This window comes from Vibrio phycocola (genome assembly GCF_054404255.1).
Genome location: NZ_JBTAMQ010000012.1, coordinates 123,757 through 142,141 on the forward strand (window position 1 = coordinate 123,757; position 18,385 = coordinate 142,141).

Below are 18,385 nucleotides of genomic sequence, written 5' to 3' on the forward strand. Positions count from 1 at the left end.
TAATGTGATACAAATCACCAAATATAAGAACTGACTAAGTTTTATCCTCGGCTAAGATCACGAGAGAGGCGAGATCTGGCATATATGAACGTTTACTATGGTGCAAGATTTTACAATTAGATCTAAATAACACGATCAACATCACGATAAATTAGATTAATTTGTATTGCTTGGATTAGAATTTGCCATAATCATCGATGCAGCATTAATTATTTTAGTGATTTGTGTCACACTATTTAGGCGTAGACTAATTTTCACATATTTTCTACCAAAAAGAGCCGAGAAGAGATAATCAAAACTATGATTTGGAAAGGCGATTATAAGAGGACAAATGTGGATCAGTAATCAATACCAAACACCGCACATCACAGATAGCCATATCCTCCGATCATCATTATTGGAAAAGCTAGCATCGAGCAAACAGAAGGTGATCTTTTTACAAGCTCCGGCTGGCTATGGCAAATCATCTCTCATCGCACAATGGTTAAACGATAAAAACTATATTGGATGGCTAAGCTTAGACCAACTTGATAATGATCCTACCCGATTTACGCTTCATTTAAGTAATGCGATTAATCAAGCACTAAAAGATGAATCTATATCAGCGACATCATCAGATCTTGCTTCTCCTATCCGATATATGAGCACTCTAATTGAACAGCTAGATGAAAAAATAAGCTCACATAATCTCAATGCCTACCTCGTGATCGACAACTATCAACACATTGATCATCCAGAAATAAATAATGCTCTTAAGTTCTTACTGAATAATCAACCAAAAGCATTTACGATTGTCGTGCTATCGAGAACTATACCAAATGTTGGTATTGCAAACTTACGTGCGAGACAGAACCTTCTTGAATTAACTCGCGAGCACCTTTGTTTTAGCAAACAAGAAGTTCAAGCTTTTGTGCAATACCACTTTGATGCTGAGCTTACTCAAGAACAGCTAACGGCTCTTGAACATTACAGCGCAGGTTGGCCATGCGCTCTGCAGTTATTAGCGATGCAATCCCAATATCAATTGGAGTCTTTTTTACGATTTTTTATTCCCCACTCCCCTTTTCCGTTCACTTATATCTGGGATTATTTTACTGAAGAGGTTTATGAACCCTTACGAACGGATATAAAACAGTTCCTACTTAAGACCAGCATCGTCGACGTATTTAATCAAGAATTAGCCCAAGCCATAGTACCTGATCTGAATTCAACTGAAATCATGGCTTATATCGCACGTAATGAGTTATTCATCACCTCACTTGACCATGGTTGGTATCGTTATCACCCTCTGTTTTTCAAGTATCTTTGTCATCATCGACAAATTTCGTATGGAACAGAGGAAAATCAATCATATTTGACCGTCTCATTTGCTTGGGAACTACAAGAGAATCCAACAAGAGCGCTAGATTTTGCTGTTTTGGCCGATAATAGCGAACGTGTTAGTAACCTTATTCAGCGTTTTGGGTGGACACTTTTTCATCATGGCGAGCTAGAAGTATTGGAAAAATCCCTAGACATCCTCAACCGAGCAGGACTCAACAATGACCCAAATACCGCTTTGCTCAACGCATGGATCTTACAAACTCAATTTCGCTTTAATGACGTCGAAATAGAAATTACACGATTTTTCGCATACCTTTCAGACAACAACATAAGCCTGACAAGTAATATCCAGGGGGAATTTAACGCACTGCTCGCTCAAACCGCTATCAAGAAAAACCAACCACTACAAGCTAAGGAAAGAGCTGAGTTTGCATTACTAAACCTTGATCATGCTTCCTATCAAGCAAGGCTAGTTGCAACATCCGTACTTGGCGAGGTTTATTATGCTGAAGGGCATTTAAGCCAAGCATTATCACTGATGCAGCAAACAGAAAAATACGCTCGCCAACATCAACTCAATCCTCATGTACTGTGGGCATTGATACAGCAAATTGAAATCCACTCTGCTATGAGTCATAACCAAACCGCATTTGAATTACAATCAACTGCTTTAGACTATGCCAAACTACACTCATTAGAGCACATCCCCTTGTTTAACATTATCATTAGGTTACGTGCCAAGCTCTTATGTGATTGGAACAGAGTCGATGAAGCTGAGCAATTGATCAATGAAAAAATCACGATGGAGTCTCAACTAAGTGAGTACTCACATTTACCGGCTATTCTTGCTCGAATTGCATTGCGAAAGGGGAACAGTAAAAAAGCAAACGACATCATAACCCAATACTCTATGGATCTTTACGCTCCCGATGCAAATATAGAGTGGCAAGCCGAACTTAGTCTTAGTCTCATTCTTTTATGGTTAAATGACCGTAATGTTTCTGCTTTAGAACAATGGTTAAGTCATTTCCAATTACCCAATAAATTCTGCAATGGTTTCACTCAACAGCAGGGACGCAATCAAGTCCTCGCGCTAGTAGGGTTGGAAGACTACGCACAAGCTAAAACCCAAATCGAGAAGCTACAAACTGAAGCGAGTGAATATTCACTTACCTACGATCAATTTAAAAACCAAGTATTACATTGTGTGGTCGCGTTAAAACAACACCGAAAAGAAGAAGCAATAGAACATCTTATTACGGCGTTGGAGTGGAGTCTGGAGACCAATAACATTGGCGAGTTTTCACTATACTCAGATAGCTTGTTTCCCGTGTTAAAAGAGTTGAAACCATTTCAAAGTGACAAGATATTATTAAAACACCGAATCGACCTATTGATTGACCAGTTAGCGCCTCATACTAAGCATAAGTACGCTCTAAACCAAGATGTCATTGAACGCTTACAGCTGAAAAACGCTACCTTACCAGACATATTAAAAACGAGCCCATTAACAACACGAGAATGGCAAGTCCTTACCTTAATCTATTCAGGTTTAAGTAATGAGAAAATTGCTTACCAATTCGATATAGCGCCCACCACCCTCAAAACTCATATCCGTAACCTCTATCAGAAGCTTAATATACCGAACCGTAAAGCCGCAAAAGCCTTTGCTGAACAATTAATTTCGCTACTGGAAAAATCGTAACACGCTGAAACCTTGCAACAAAAATTCGATCTCCACATTGTTATGTTATATCATAACAAAATCATACTCACGGTTTATTGAACTCTCATTTAATTCTTTAAAATAAGGAAGTTACGCTATGTCTTTGTTTACACGGGTAGTGTTTTCAGCTTGTTTAACGGCTACATCTGCCATGCCAGCACTGGCAAATGATAATAGCCTATCCATCTCAGTTACATTTGGTCCGAAGGCAGAAGTTCCCGATCCTCGCGCGGGTTATAATGGTTGGATGTCGAATCAAACAGGTGTTACTGAAACCCTCATGGGCATTGACTACGACATGAGTCTTTATCCTCGTGTTGCAAAAAGTATTGAGCAAGTAAGCCCAACCGTATGGAAAGTTATGCTTCGTGACGGAATCCAGTTTCATGACGGTTCTAAAGTGACAGCAAAAGCCGTAGTAAAAGCCATTTCAGCAATTTCTGATCAAAACCACCCAGGGTATAATGCTCGAGTTGTTAAACTTCTCGATCTTGCAAGTATCGCTTCTGAGGGTAATGACTCCATTATCTTTGAAACCAACAGTCCCAATGCCGCATTTCCTTGGACACTTTCTGCACCCGAAATTGCGGTACTTGGCGAGGCATCAGACAACTACCCGATCAATGCGACTGGACCCTACGTATTTAAAGAAGCGATCCCACAGCAACTTTACCGAGCGGAATCTAACCCTAACTATCGACTGGGATCGCCAGGTTTTGAAGAAGTCGAAGTTGTCGTATCGCCTGATCCCGCTTCTGCCGCGTTAGCATTTGAAGCTGGCGAGGTCGATATGGTGATTAACTATCCAGAATCCGATTTCTCTCGCATTCAAAGTACGGGTGCACTTGGCTTTTCTGCACCAACATCTCGACTCTACTTTTACACCGTAAATGCAGCCAGTGGACCGATGTCGAATCCTTTGATTCGTCGTGCCGTTTCTCTTGCTATTGACCGCCAAGGTATTGTTGATGCGGCTCTTTCTGGTGTAGGAGGCGTGCCCGCAGGAACCATTTACCCAGCCAATAAAGGTTGGGCGGCAAACATTCCAGCACAGTATGACCCATCTCAAGCGGAAGCTTTGTTATCGGAAGCCGGAGCAACCAAAAAAGCAGGATCTTGGACACTAAATGGCGAACCGCTAGAGATAGATATTGTGACCTACTCTTCTCGAGCCGCGTTACCACCAACGGCAGAATTAACACAAGCCTTCCTGCAAGCCCTTGGCATTAAAGCGACAATTCGTGTTGGCGAATACGGAGCCAGTAATGATCAAATTAAAGCGGGAGAAGCAGACCTGTTCTTGCAAGCTTGGATAACCACTCCACAAGGTGATCCTGGGGCGGTATTAGAGGCACTTATCAAGTCAGATGGCAGTTCAAATACAGGTAACTACTCTAACCCTGAGGTCGATAAGTTACTGGATCAAGGCCGTACCACTTTTGATTATGACGCTCGTAAAGCTATTTATGACAATGTTCAGCACCTAATCGCTGAAGATGGAGCTCTGATTCCTATGTTCCATGTGACCCAAACCAATGTTGCGAAGGCAGGATTAACAGGCTATCAAGTTCATCCAACCGAAACATATTGGATCACCCACAAAACTACATTCGAAAAATGATAATGTCTGTCTCCGACCTTAGCGCCGTGCGTTCAGGTCAGACTATTCTTCACCCTACCTCTCTTGATATACAGGGTGGAGAGCTGATAGGACTGGTCGGCTCATCCGGATCGGGTAAGTCGACACTGGGTCACATCTTAGTTGATAAACTTCGAGAAAATGGCGTTCATATTACTCATGTCCCTCAAAGTCCAGATGAAGCGTTAGACCCTTTTCGCAGTATGAAATTTCACTGGCGAGAAGCTGAAAAAGCGCTGAACTTAACTCATGATCCTAAACGACAAAAAACGTTGTTTCTCGCGTTGAATATCGAACATGGAGACCTCCGTCAGCGTCCTTGGGGCTGGAGCCGAGGTATGCAACAACGGTTTGTCATCGCGATGGCGTTAATTGGCTCACCAGACCTTTTGGTGATGGATGAACCAACATCAGCTCTGGATCCTATCGTCGCAGCCCGAACCATGAAGCTACTAGAAAGCTATCTATCGACACGGACGACCGCAATGTTACTTATTACGCACGATCTTGGACTCGCTTCGAAGTGGGTCAATCGCTTGCTAGTAATGGACCAAGGTAAAATAGTCGAGGATCGTCCAACACATAAACTGCTAAATGATCCAAAGACACCCGCTGCAATATCGTTGTGTCAGCATCGAAGTTGGGTAAATTTATCATGCTAGAACTACGTAATGTCTCGGTAACCTACGGTAAAACGACCGTGCTAGATACCCTATCTCTAAGTGTTTCCGCCGGAGAAACATTAGCGGTTGTCGGTGAAAGTGGTGCAGGTAAATCCACACTTATCAATGTCATTTTAAATATTGTTCCTTTAGACTCAGGGACAATTACATGGTCAGCCAATTCTATAAAATGTTGTCGTCCTTCATTAGTCATGCAGGAGCCCAGAGCCGCTTTTAACCCTGCCTTACCCTTACTTAAATCGATTTTAGAACCGCTCCATGCACGAGATAAAGACATCGACCATGGCCGACTTGAAACATTATGTACGTATTTAGGAATGCCAATAGAACTGCTTAACCGAAAACCCACTAGCGTTTCCATTGGGCAAGTACAAAGAGCTGGAATACTGCGTGCTTTAATGGCTGAATCCCCACTTATCTTGTTTGATGAACCGTTGTCTGCACTCGATGCCACAACCCAAAAACACACCGCTAAATTAATCGCCAACCTACAACACGAATTGGGATTTACAGCGCTTATCGTCACTCATGATCTAGGATACGCAGCGGCTTATAGTGATAACATTGCTGTGTTGCATAAAGGGAGAATTGAAGAAATAACCCCAACGTCACACTTTATTCAAGCACCTCAGTCTCGCTATGGACACGAGTTACGAACAGCGGCATTTGCTTTAGGTGCTTTGGAGCCTGCGCAGTGATAACGCCTATTTTAGCACTTTTACTGCGAGCATCTGCTGTTCTATCTGGTACTGTATTCGTTACTTTCACCTTATTATGGTATGCACCAGGAGACCCTGCGTTAGCAATCGCTATGGCTCGCTTTGATGCAATTGTTCCATTAGAGGTGGTCGAACAAATTCGAGCTGAATCGGGATTGAGTGCCGGTTTTTTCTCTGCGTTTTACAGCTGGATCACGCCATTATTAGTTGGAGACTTTGGCAATTCCTCTGTTACAGGCCGCCCTGTTTGGCCCGATCTCGCATCTGCGATGGGTTATACGTTTCCTCTGGCCCTAATGGGATTACTTATCGGATTGGCCATTGCGATTCCTCTTGCCATACTAGCGACTCGTCGTGCTGGCAGTTGGCTAGATCGACTTTCTATCGCAATCGCCTCTCTGGGCGCAGCTATACCACCCTATTGGCTTGGATTGCTTCTCATACTACTCTTTACCGTAAAGCTAAATTGGCTTCCAGCGATGGGAGCTCGAACGTTTAGTCATATGGTTCTTCCGTCCATAACACTAGGTTTAGGGGTGGCAGCAGCACTGACTAGAATTATACGTTCAGGGATTCTCGAAGCTAAACATCAACCTTTTATGCCCGCTTTTAAACGACGTGGACTTTCCAATAGGCTTATCGGCCGCGATCATGTCATGCCCCATGCTGCCATTCCAGTCATAACCGTGTTCGGGCTTGAACTCGCTTTTCTTCTCGAAGGGGCTGTGATGGTTGAGGTTATCTTTGGTCGACCGGGACTCGGGAGCTTTTTGGTAAAAGCGATTGAAGCAAGAGATTTTCCCAAGGTACAAGGTGTCGTCATTCTCACCGCCGTGTTTTTTGTCGTCATCAACATGGCAATTGACCTCTTGTATCGACTCATTGACCCACGTATAGGAAAACGCAATGCGTAGCGTCGGAATACTTATTAGCGCACTACTGTTACTTTGCATCGTTGGACCACTTTGCGCACCACATGATCCCACTGCGATCCACATTTCTGAACGCCTAAGCCCTCCGACACAACAATGGATTCTAGGAACTGATGGACTCGGTCGTGATATTCTTTCTCGACTTCTTCATGGCGCTCGCTGGTCTCTAGGGCTTGCGTTTATAGTCTCCCTGATCGGCTTATTCGTCGGTACGGGTATTGGTTTGTTGGCTGTACTTGGCGGAAAAAGAATGGATTGGGCCGTGATGCGCATTACGGATTCATTTTTGGCGTTTCCAGAACTTGTCGCGGCAGTCGTCATCGCAGGAGTTCTCGGTGGTGGCATTAACAGCTTAATTTTCGCCCTAAGTGTAACCAGTTGGATGCGTTATGCTCGAGTTACACGTGGCATCGGATTATCATTGCAAACTCGAGGCTATGTAATTCAAGCGAAGCTTGCTGATGTGTCTCTATTTCACATGGCTCGTTGGCACTATCTTCCAACCCTACTACCCTCTTTAATCGTGGTTTGGACAGGGATGTTCGCTCGCGCAATTCTAGGTATTTCAGCACTTGGTTTTCTGGGGTTTGGCGTACAACCTCCGATGCCAGAATGGGGCACGATGTTACTCGACGCAAGAATTCACATGCGTTCTGCGCCGCTGCAAATGGTTTGGCCTGGCATCTCTGTGGTTTTTTGTGTTCTGGTGATCAACCTAGCGGGGGATACTCTTCGAGATAGTTTCGCTAGATATAAGGAAAAATAGTGGATTATCCTTGCTGTCCTCCACTCGATTTCGCCTACGTGTCAACTCTGGATCTCTCATCGCAAGTATATCTGCGTTAAGATCTTGGGAAGTAAAATCCGGCTAGTTTGCCAATCAAACTAGCCGGATTTTATTTAGACTTTATCGATGGAATCGCCTTTCATATTCGGCGGATTCTGAGCATCAATTTTGTCCGCCAATATGCTGACTTGAGCCTGTAGCTCGGTTATTTGTGCAACAAGGGCATAATGATGACTGTCCTGATTCTCCTGTTCTTTCTCTGCAGTTTCACGAGTCATCACATCCAGTACCACACCGACCATCATATTCAAAAATACAAATGCCGTTAAAAAGATAAAAACGATATAGAAGATCCAACTTAGCGGATACACTTCCATGGTCTCGTACATGACATCGGTCCAATCCTCAAATGTCGCCACACGAAATAGCGTCAACATCGAAATGGCAATATCACCCCATAGTGTCTCGTTTACATCATTAAAAAATATCGAACCTGTTGCGGCAAAAATATAGAAAATAATGAACATTAACAATGCAATATACCCCATTTTAGGGATAGCTTTTAGTAATGCATTAATCAGAAAGCGTAGGTCAGGGATAATAGAAACTAAACGAAGAACTCGAAATACTCTCAATAAACGAGCAAGTAGTATCATCTCGGTTTCCGAGATAGGGATTAAACTTCCGACGACAATAATAGTGTCGAAAATATTCCACGGGTCGCGAAAAAAATGACGTTTATTGTCGTACGCTAGAAAACGTAAACTAAGTTCGACAAGAAAAAATACTGTGATGAAGGTATCTAAGTAATTGATACCAATTTCAACTCCTGCTGGCAAAGAGTACGTCTTTGCTCCTACGGTTAACGCGGCAATAATAATTGTTGCAATGATAAAGCCTTGAAACCAGACACTGCGTTCAATTGTTTTCATGCCCGTTAGTACATTTCTAAAACTCATAATACCCTTGATTTACATTTGATATATTGTGACGCCGAGCATCACGGTAAAAGATAAATAAGGGTCATATATAACAAAAGTCAACAATGCAGTAGAGCAAAGAAATGTAACATAATTATTATCAAGTGAATGACATAAAACAACACGCTGATAACACGTTATGCTTCGATTGTTTTTTTAAAATAGCGGCAACGGTTAATTAGAGGATGAACACAATGCAAAAGATGGGACAAAGTGGATGGAAGTGAATACTAGAAAGGGAGAGTTTCCCCTCCCATATCTTTAGCTAAGCACTACGAGTTCGGCATCAGTTATCGGAAGCATGATCAAGTGCGTAACATAACGATCACTGTCATTGCTTATACGATTTCGCCATTATGATAGACCTGTTGAACGTCATCACACTCATCAAGTAAATCTAGGAATTTCTGGAATTTTTCAGCGTCCTCTCCTGAAACTTCCGTATGTGTTTGCGGTACAAATGTAATCTCTTCAACATCAAGGGTTACATCAGAAAATGCATTCGTAATAGACATTTTTGCTTTAAAAAACTCAGTATGAGGAGCAAACACTGTGATAACGCCACTATCCGATTCAACGTCTGTCACATCGACATCATCTTCTAATAACACTTCAAAAATCGCTTCGTCATCGTCGCCTTTAAATTGAAATACAGCTTGATGATCAAACATATGAGATACGGCACCAGGACCGCCAATCTTAGCGCCTGTTTTCACGAAGCATTGACGCACATCCTGAAAGGTACGATTTCCGTTATCTGTTAAACAATCAACGATCACACTTACACCACCAGGTGCATAACCTTCATAGCGTGCCGGTTGATAATCTTCACCGCCGCCTCCAGAAGCTTTGTCTAGCGCTTTTTCAATCACGTGCGAGGGAACTTGATCCTTTTTCGCTTTAGTGATTAGGTGACGGAGCGATAAATTCATATCCGGATCTGTGCCGCCATTTTTAGCACAAACGTAAATTTCTTTACCGTATCTGGAATAAACTTTAATTTTTGCGCCTTGAGTTTTTGCCATTGAGGCCTTGCGCACTTCAAAACTTCTTCCCATCGGGATCTTCTCTCTATATATCGATTTATTACGACGATCATTAATAAAGCTTGGTAGTCGAGGCTCTACCTAGACGACACCCATTTGCTTTTTATATTTATTAATCGAATCTTCAAAACACACTTTGTCGTCATCAGAACGCAAAGCTTGCGAATACTTTGAAATAACATCGGGTCCAATCATTGATTGTTTTAGCTGCCAAATAAAATAAGCTGCTTGCTTATCAATTTCTATCCGATTTTTAGTATCAGCGTCTAATTCTGCGAGGTTATATAACAATGGTAAACCCCTAAGTAGATAATCAGGCAAGGGAATATATCACAGGAGCGAGGGCAATTAGGAGTACTAATCCGCTATATAATGAAACAAATCAAGAAAATGATTCAAATAAAAAGGTGGCACTAATGCCACCTTTAAGATTGTTTATTGTTCAATGCAGTAGGCCAAGTTCCTTAGCTTCAGCCACCGTTAAGCCGCTTTCTCTAATTTCTTGCATTGCTTCGATGCGCCTCCTCGCTTCAACAGACTTAACATTTTTTGCCGGTTTTTGCGCTTCAACGTCTTCAGACTCCTCCCACTTATGGGCGATATCCGACATCTCATCGTGATCAATAGAATTAATGGACATATTCACCTCCCAAGAAAACCATGTACGAGACACTATATTCTATAGCGAAGGTGAATTGTCTTGTTAAGATCTTTGATTATAAAGTGAGACATGCAACCAAAATAAATTTAAAAACCTTGATTTAATCGATGAGAACATAACTTATAAGTAATTGTTAATTAACAATTATTTCATATTTATTAATGACTCAATAAAATAGAGTACGTATTCGCAAATACACATCTTATAACACGCAACTATTCAGACCCGGAAGCAACTTCATCAAGTGCGTAAAATACGGCTTCATCAATAGGCCCTTCGATAATGGAACGACACACTTTTCGTCTAACGGCCAACCCGGCGATCAAACGTTCTATCGATAAGTGCTTGCTATTTGCTTGAGCATTATACAATTCGATTACTTTACTCAGGGTTTCATATGGAATGACGTCGTTTCCAACTTTTAACCATTCAAGTTTCTGTATAAGCTCCTGACACTCCTCTCTAATCGACGAAGGAGAATGTCCGGTCATAACGGATAATGCCGTTATACTTCGTTCTAGAGCCTCTGGAGAGGTATATTTAGTTAAACTTATAGTAATTTCGTCAGCATTAATTTCCACAAGGTGTTTTCTGAGCTTAACTCGTCGTCCAAGTTTACCCTTTGGTGAAGGCGTTTTACGTTGGATCGGTTCAAACTCACCATCGATGATTGTCGAAAGCTCTTCTAAGTGTTGTTTAGACACGAGTTCATTTCTCAATGGGTTAGGCAAGGTGGGAGCCATATTTCGCTTACCAGCGTTTGTAGTACGCGCTCTGGCGTAACGTAATACTTCCTCTACGTTACACTTAATATCGACCTGATAGTCAGCGATGGTTTCATTTTTTTTCAGCGACGTTAGCGTTAAATGGTATCCCCATAAATTAACGGAAAAATCATCTTCCACAACTTGATCGTCAGACAATTTTTTCAACTCACGAATAAGATCCATAGAAAAACGTCGCCATTCAATACCACGTGCCAGTTTTTGGTTTAAGTCAGACAGTTTCATACTATCTGAATGACGACGGGACATACGACTTCGGAAATAAGAATAGAGTTGAAACACTAACGTATGCTGTCTCAAGATCTCAGGTGGAAATAGGAAAAAGTAATCGCGAGTTAAGAGTTCCTCGTAAAATGAGGGCTCCCAAACCAAAATATATAAATTCGGTTTAATTCTTATTTCACCTGAATGTTTATCTTCGACAGGGGCATCCTCTGACGCCGTTATCGTACGAGCGATAAAACGGAATCGATCAGATTTAAACCCTTCAGGCATATTTTCACTTAACCATCGACCAGTAAGCTCATGAAGTTGAAAATCAGTATATTCAATTCGGTCAATACTATCTCTGATCGAGTCACGCGCGGGGCCACTGTCTTTTTTGCCGCGCAAAGATAATATATCCGTTATATACAAAGGCGTTTTATTCGGTGCTTGGCTGGTATTGAGATGATAGTTTTCTTTGTGATGATCATGGTATTGAACGGTTAAAGTAAACAATGCAAACAGTGTCATCATATCATCAACGGTCATAATATTTTTCGATGAACGCGTTTCGATGATAGCTTTAGTGCCAGATATTGAGACCATTGATTTTTGGTAGTTTTTTCTTGTTCTCGACGGTGCTAATGCTTGGTCAATAATTCCAGTCCAGTTTGCGGGAGATACGACAAATTGATCTGCTTCGTCTCGCATAGACGGCGGTGTATTTAGACCATGTTCGGTTAATAACCGGGCATTCACTTGAGTTTGAGCTAATGCTTTCGAACGCTTTTGTTTTTGAGTCTGTTTCACACTTTCTGTCACTAAACTCGTCGTTCCGAGAAGTGATATCAATTGGCTAGGATTGACAAAAGTATGGAGCATTGTTTTTCCAGCTAAACCTTGTTCAAACCTTACTGGTGTTTGACTAAATAGTCCGATACTCACTGCCGCTCTTAGACGTTGCTGAATGGCCGCTCGAGTTAATTTACCTTCGGTTGATTCAATTAATTCTGTCGTCGATACCAACCCATCGTTACTACTGAATCCACGCAATGCAATCAAATTTAGCAATTCGACGATACTTTTAGTTACACCTTTAAAATGCTGATACTGCCCGACCCATTCGACAGCATCCTCATTAACTTTAAATAGGTGGCCATCTTTATGATCTCTAGGCGCTTTAATTAAAACTTTCTCAGTGGTATTCATTCTATGTCCAATGAACAATGTATGTAATTTAATTATTTATCCGAGAATAACTGAAATAGACAAAAAAGAAAGGAAATATTCTTATAGAATTTTATGATCTTAATGATTATATGATCTTTAAGTGCTTAAATGATCTAATGATCCGTTGAGTGATTGTTATGTAATATTATGATATTTAAGGTTATTTATTTTACCAACCCCAAAGCATGATCATAGGATCATCGAACGCATGATCATTGATTTACGAAAACATGATCAATAATTTATAGAAGTATGATCAGTATAAATATGAAAGCATGATCAAGTCTAACGAGTTCATTGAGTCAGTTTATGTATTTCATACTCCCCTATTCGGTGTATTTTTCTTGTGATATTTACGTAAGCATGATCAAGAGAAAGTCATTTAGTTGCCAAAATGATGAGAAATTGGCTGTTTTACTATTTAGGTAACTGCATTTAGGCGTAAAACATTAGAATAAGTGACAAAATAATTCGATAATAAGTGCATGAAAGCATGATCAAGCTGTTTTGTGTGGAATTGTATTTATCGTTCTTACCATATTTAAATGGCTTTCCTGCTTTCAGCCCTTATCAATCTTACTTTCTCCGTATTTTGTTTAAGATTTTATATGCTTCCGAGCGTACGTTCACTCTTGATCATTGTTTCGTAATAATGATCAAATTTATGGATAAAATTACGGTATATCAGTGATGTAAATCACCTTGATCATGTTTTCAAGTCAGAGAATTTTGTTCGTTTTGTATACACTTATTTGCCTTGATCATACTTCCAATATTTCATTCTATATTCGTGTTTTCCTGTGTTAAGTACGAATATTATGAATTATTGAACCGATTAAAGTATTGAACAAACACTCTCCGTAATTTATACATGTATTTGTATGTTTCCGAAAGTTAACGGATTAAATCAGCCTACTATTATTGTTTTACAATGTAAAAACGTGACGTTGTAATATTTTAATTCTAAAGCAATATCTAGGTAGATTACTGCAATATCTAAATTTAAAATTAGTGTGATTTTCAGCTAAATATCAAAATTTTATCATATTCTTGATATTTTAATTCAAGTTATTCGTTCACCGATTCGTTGTTTTAGTTGGTGATTGCTGTACAATAATACTCAATCTACTTACAATGGAATTGGGTTATGAAAAGAGCACAAACGATCGAAAGTCTCTATGAGCTTGCTGAAGTTACAAAGCAGGTTCAGGCTGATCGTATTGAAATCGTATTAGAAGAGAGAAATGATGACCATTTTCCTCCTATGTCTAAAGCACTAATGGAAACTCGCTCGGGATTAACACGCCGGAAACTCGATGAAGCGATTACGAAACTAGAAAGTGAAGGACATCAATTTACTAAAAATAACGCGAACCACTACTCTATTTCGTTGCCAGAAGCACATATGTTGATGGATGCCGCTGGCGTCGATAAGTTTCACCAGCGTAAGCGCAGTACCAATCTTCCCCCTTGGGTTATTAATGTACAAAATCAAAAAGGTGGTACCGGCAAATCTATGAGCGCGGTTCATCTTGCGGCGTGTCTAGCTTTGAATCTAGAAAAGCGATATCGAATATGTTTGATAGATTTAGATCCTCAAGGCTCTTTACGCCTATTTTTAAATCCTGAAGTAAGCCTTAACGAGCAAAGTAATATCTATTCTGCAGTCGATGTCATGCTCGACAACGTGCCTGAAGAGGAGACGGTTGACATTAATTTTCTTCGAAAGAATGTTTTAATGTCTACTCAATATCCAAATTTAAAAACAATTTCTGCTTTTCCCGAAGATGCTATGTTTAATGCGGAAGCGTGGCAGTATCTCTCAACAAATCAGTCGCTCGATATCGTCAAATTACTTAAGCAAAAATTGATTGATGTGATTGCGGATGACTTCGATATTATAATGATTGATACGGGCCCTCACGTTGATCCATTAGTCTGGAATGCTATGTATGCCTCAAATGCTCTGTTAATTCCTTGCGCCGCAAAACGTTTGGATTGGGCATCAACAGTCAACTTCTTCCAACATTTACCTACTGTATATGAAATGTTCCCAGAGGATTGGAAAGGACTTGAATTTGTTCGACTTATGCCAACGATGTTTGAGGATGACAATAAGAAACAAGTAGGTGTCCTTACGGAAATGAACTATCTCTTGGGGGACCAAGTTATGATGGCAACTATTCCTCGAAGTAGAGCTTTTGAAACATGCGCTGATACATACAGCACAGTATTTGATTTAACGACAAGTGAATTTGAAGGTGGTAAGAAAACGCTCGCAACTGCGCAAGACGCGGTACAAAGAAGTGCTTTAGAACTAGAGCGAGTGCTGCATTCATATTGGGCTGGTCTAACTCAGGGGCAAGGATAAATGGCGATAAAAACATCTGAATTAAATGCTAAGTTATTTGGTAAAGCTAATAAACGTCGGGCGACAACGCCATTAGAGGCCCAAACGGCCGCTAAAGATAAAGCTTCTGTAATTGAACTCTCGGTTGCTGGCCAAGAAATGGTTACATTCGAGTTAGTTAAAATACCTGCAAGTGAGATTTCGGTTGCAACAAAGGTATTTGATCAAAATGCTCGTGAGCAATCATTTTTAAATCAACACGCTCTTTCTGATATCTTGGCGACGTTAAAAGACAGAGGCCAGCAATATCCTGCAGTTGGACGCAAAGGACCTGAGGGCGTCATCGAAGTACTTGATGGTAGTCGTCGGAGAATGGCATGTCTTATTGCCGAGCAAGACTTTTTAATTTATGTCGCTGAAGATATTGAACAAGAACACGCTAAGTTTTTATCTGATGTTGCGAATGCTCATAAACCGCTTTCTTTATATGAAAAGGGTAAAGAGATGCAGGCGAAACTCGATAATGGTGAAGCCTCTGATCAAAAAGCCTTGGCAAGAATGTTCCAGTGTAGTGAAGCACTTGTTAGTGGAGCATTAAAAGCTGCCGACCTCCCGCTTGAACTTTTGCGAGCCTATCCCAATGTTGTCGATTTAGGGCGTCCAACTATCGTTAAACTGCACAAACAATTTAATGGGCTTAATAAACAGCAGCAAGATCAGTTACTCGAAAAGTGTTGTGATTCGTCGGGCTATGTTTGGCAACGTTGCGATTCTACTGGAGTTTCTCGTTTGACCAAAGATGTAACCGAGACTTTGGAAACTTGGATAGATGATCTATCACCAAGTGTCGTTGTGTCACCCGCCAAAACAGAACTCGTTAAAGGACGAGCGAATTATAGCCGTAAGGGGAATAACGTTACGTTAAACTTAAAGAAAGTTGATGATACGTTATTCGAGGAATTGTTAGAGTTGATTAAAGAGCGACTTTCTTAAACTTCATGTTTCTGCCGTTATAAATCCAAACTTAGGTTTGGATTTTTTTTGCTCATTGATAGCATAAATAAATTATCAACGAATATAGGAAATGAGGATGCGAACAGTGATAATATTTATCAGTCTTAATTTACTTGGCTTTGTTCATGAACGCACTACATTCGGTTTTTCACGAATTAAAAAATATTGCGGCCGACGCGAATCACCGGTTAGCTTATACTATTGATTCGCTAGATCAGGAGCTAATCGATTCTTGTATCCAACAATTACTGCTCGTATTCGAGGAGAATATCGTGGTAGAACTTGGGGGAACAGTACACGGTAAACATTCGATATTGGTGGAGTATAATCGGGGTAAAGGGTTCTTGGGTCGCGATATCGATTTACTACTTGTTGATTTATCTGGCGGTTTTGACGCAAATAGTTTTAATTCATTGTGTGGTTGTTTGCGTGGTGGTGGTCTTCTTTTTTTCTATAATCAATCTAGTTTATCATCTTCTTATTCTGACCGTTGGTTGCTCCGTTCTTTAGCACAACTTCCTTCAGTTTCACCACTTGATCTTGACTCGTCGACTTTCTCAGTTGCTAAAAATATATCCATAAACTCAATTGGTTTATCAGATAGAAGTAATCTAACTGAGCAAAATAGCGCAATATCCCACATTGTAAAAGTCGCATCTGGTCGGAATGGCCGCCCACTATTACTCACTGCGGACCGCGGCCGGGGTAAAACATCTGCATTGGGGATGTCTGTTGCCGAGTTATTTAAGTTAGGTCACGCGCATTATATTGTGATTTGCGCTCCTTTATTTGCTTCTGTTTGCAATGCTTTTGTTCATGCAAACCTTGCTCTGCCAGATTCAGTTCTCACTAAGGGGAGGTTGGAATATGGCGATTGTGTCTTTGAATTCGTTCCTCCTGATAGGTTGCTTGACGAAACTCCTGAATGCGATTTAATGCTCATAGACGAAGCCGCTGCCATTCCTGTTCCCATACTCATGGATATCGCAAAACGCTATTCTCGAGTCGTATTTTCGTCGACACAACATGGCTATGAAGGATGTGGTCGCGGATTCTCTCTTAAGTTTTGTTCATGGATAAAGTCTGTCTATCCAAATCTTCGCCAAGTCCACCTTTCACAACCCATACGTTGGGCTAAGAACGATCCGTTGGAATTGTGGCTAGAATCTGCGTTTATGTTTAACTCACAAGTTCCTATGTATGAGGTAAATGAATTTAATTTTGAACAACTCACCTTTTCTCGGGTTTCTAAACCGCGTCTGTATATCGACATCGATTTATCCAATTCTTTATTTTCATTATTAGTTCATGCTCACTATCAAACGTCTCCTAATGATTGGTTTTCATTACTCAGTAACGATGCGATATCTGTATACGTATCTACAATAGATGATGTTCCAGTCGGATGTCTTTTAGCTGTAGAAGAAGGCCCGATAGCGAATGAACTCGTTGAAGACATCTCTCTTGGTCGACGTCGACCACCTGGTCATTTGGTTCCGGTTACCTTGATCAATCAACTAGGCATTGATGATGTTTATAATTTGACATGTTTACGAATCATGAGAATCGCTGTTCATCCAAGTTTGACTCGTTGTGGCATAGGCAGAAAGTTGATCGAATTTACGCTCAAGGATACGAATACTGACTATGTTGGAACAAGTTTTGGCGTTACCACTGGGCTGCATGACTTTTGGACACAATGCCAGTTTATTCCCGTAAAGTTAGGCAGTCGCCGAGATCATGTTAGTGGCACTTATTCTATGTTGTATCTTCATGCTCCTAACTTTGATTTTGTAAATGTATTACATCAACGTTTCCTCGCTACACTCCCCTTTATTGATTCAGCATTATTTTCGTCTCTGCCGATCGAACTGATTAGAAAGTTATTCACACATAATTCTAGGTGCCTCTCTCCGATTGTTATCCCTCAGAGGTTACTTTATCGTTACTGTCAGGGTGGTTCTAACTTTGAAAGTATCGAGCCATTGTTACGATATAGTTTTACTTCTCACCCTTCATGTAACGTACACCTTAGCGACCTAATTATTGCTAAAGTTATTCAATTGAAAAGTTGGAAAGCTTGCGCAAGTCAATTTTCTTTGTCTGGGAAATCAGCTGCAGAAGCTAAATTTCGCAGCGATGTTGAAAAATGGTTCAATTATTTACAGTGTAAAACCAGCCAAGATTAATTTTCCTCGACGTGGTATTTGTGAAATTTACAGTGTAAACGGTGCCCAACGTGACTGACAGCATAATTATATAGATCAAACATACGCCTTTTGGGAGCTATTGCTTACACTGTAATA

General features: G+C 40.7%; 14 protein-coding genes. 9 read left to right on the top strand and 5 right to left on the bottom strand.

Features of this window, described 5'->3' with window-relative positions:
* Positions 1-331: 331 nt before the first annotated feature.
* From malT to ACXJY6_RS15560, 6 genes are all read left to right on the top strand, one after another.
* On the top strand, positions 332-3,028 hold the full coding sequence (gene malT / locus ACXJY6_RS15535; protein ID WP_458768884.1) for an HTH-type transcriptional regulator MalT: 2,697 nt from the start codon (positions 332-334) through the stop codon (positions 3,026-3,028).
* Positions 3,029-3,146: 118 nt separating this feature from the next.
* On the top strand, positions 3,147-4,670 hold the full coding sequence (locus tag ACXJY6_RS15540) for an ABC transporter substrate-binding protein (RefSeq protein WP_458768885.1): 1,524 nt from the start codon (positions 3,147-3,149) through the stop codon (positions 4,668-4,670).
* A 2-nt stretch (positions 4,671-4,672) separates the two neighbouring features.
* Positions 4,673-5,350 (top strand): ATP-binding cassette domain-containing protein, encoded by a 678-nt coding sequence (locus tag ACXJY6_RS15545; protein WP_458768886.1) that lies wholly within the window; start codon positions 4,673-4,675, stop codon positions 5,348-5,350.
* A complete protein-coding gene (locus ACXJY6_RS15550; RefSeq protein WP_458768887.1) occupies positions 5,344-6,069 on the top strand; it encodes an ABC transporter ATP-binding protein in 726 nt (241 codons plus the stop codon). Before ACXJY6_RS15545 ends, ACXJY6_RS15550 begins: the two co-directional genes overlap by 7 nt.
* Positions 6,066-7,004, top strand: coding sequence for an ABC transporter permease (locus tag ACXJY6_RS15555; protein ID WP_458768888.1), 939 nt, complete (start codon positions 6,066-6,068; stop codon positions 7,002-7,004). Before ACXJY6_RS15550 ends, ACXJY6_RS15555 begins: the two co-directional genes overlap by 4 nt.
* Positions 6,997-7,788 (top strand): ABC transporter permease, encoded by a 792-nt coding sequence (locus ACXJY6_RS15560; protein WP_458768889.1) that lies wholly within the window; start codon positions 6,997-6,999, stop codon positions 7,786-7,788. Before ACXJY6_RS15555 ends, ACXJY6_RS15560 begins: the two co-directional genes overlap by 8 nt.
* Positions 7,789-7,922: 134 nt before the next feature.
* On the opposite strand, the gene ACXJY6_RS15565 is transcribed toward ACXJY6_RS15560, so the two are convergent.
* The 5 genes from ACXJY6_RS15565 to ACXJY6_RS15585 all read right to left on the bottom strand — a co-directional run bounded on the left by ACXJY6_RS15565 (position 7,923) and on the right by ACXJY6_RS15585 (position 12,694).
* Positions 7,923-8,768, bottom strand: coding sequence for an ion transporter (locus ACXJY6_RS15565; RefSeq protein WP_458768890.1), 846 nt, complete (start codon positions 8,766-8,768; stop codon positions 7,923-7,925).
* A gap of 359 nt (positions 8,769-9,127) precedes the next feature.
* Positions 9,128-9,847 (bottom strand): YebC/PmpR family DNA-binding transcriptional regulator, encoded by a 720-nt coding sequence (locus ACXJY6_RS15570; protein WP_456050036.1) that lies wholly within the window; start codon positions 9,845-9,847, stop codon positions 9,128-9,130.
* 69 nt (positions 9,848-9,916) lie between these two features.
* Entirely contained in the window at positions 9,917-10,126 is a 210-nt protein-coding gene (locus ACXJY6_RS15575; RefSeq protein ID WP_456050035.1) for a DUF3283 family protein, read from the bottom strand.
* A 151-nt stretch (positions 10,127-10,277) separates the two neighbouring features.
* Positions 10,278-10,475 carry a PA3496 family putative envelope integrity protein gene (locus ACXJY6_RS15580; protein ID WP_458768891.1) on the bottom strand — a complete coding sequence of 66 codons (198 nt, stop codon included), beginning with the start codon at positions 10,473-10,475 and terminating at the stop codon, positions 10,278-10,280.
* A 236-nt stretch (positions 10,476-10,711) separates the two neighbouring features.
* Complete coding sequence (locus tag ACXJY6_RS15585) at positions 10,712-12,694, bottom strand: replication initiator protein RctB domain-containing protein (RefSeq protein ID WP_456050033.1); 1,983 nt, start codon at positions 12,692-12,694, stop codon at positions 10,712-10,714.
* A 1,168-nt stretch (positions 12,695-13,862) separates the two neighbouring features.
* On the opposite strand from ACXJY6_RS15585, the gene ACXJY6_RS15590 reads away from it, so the two are divergent.
* The 3 genes from ACXJY6_RS15590 (at position 13,863) to ACXJY6_RS15600 (ending at position 18,268) form a co-directional block, all read left to right on the top strand.
* A complete protein-coding gene (locus ACXJY6_RS15590; RefSeq protein WP_456050032.1) occupies positions 13,863-15,086 on the top strand; it encodes a ParA family protein in 1,224 nt (407 codons plus the stop codon).
* A complete protein-coding gene (locus ACXJY6_RS15595; protein WP_456050031.1) occupies positions 15,087-16,058 on the top strand; it encodes a ParB/RepB/Spo0J family partition protein in 972 nt (323 codons plus the stop codon).
* 146 nt (positions 16,059-16,204) lie between these two features.
* Complete coding sequence (locus ACXJY6_RS15600; RefSeq protein ID WP_458768892.1) at positions 16,205-18,268, top strand: tRNA(Met) cytidine acetyltransferase TmcA domain-containing protein; 2,064 nt, start codon at positions 16,205-16,207, stop codon at positions 18,266-18,268.
* Positions 18,269-18,385 lie beyond the last annotated feature (117 nt).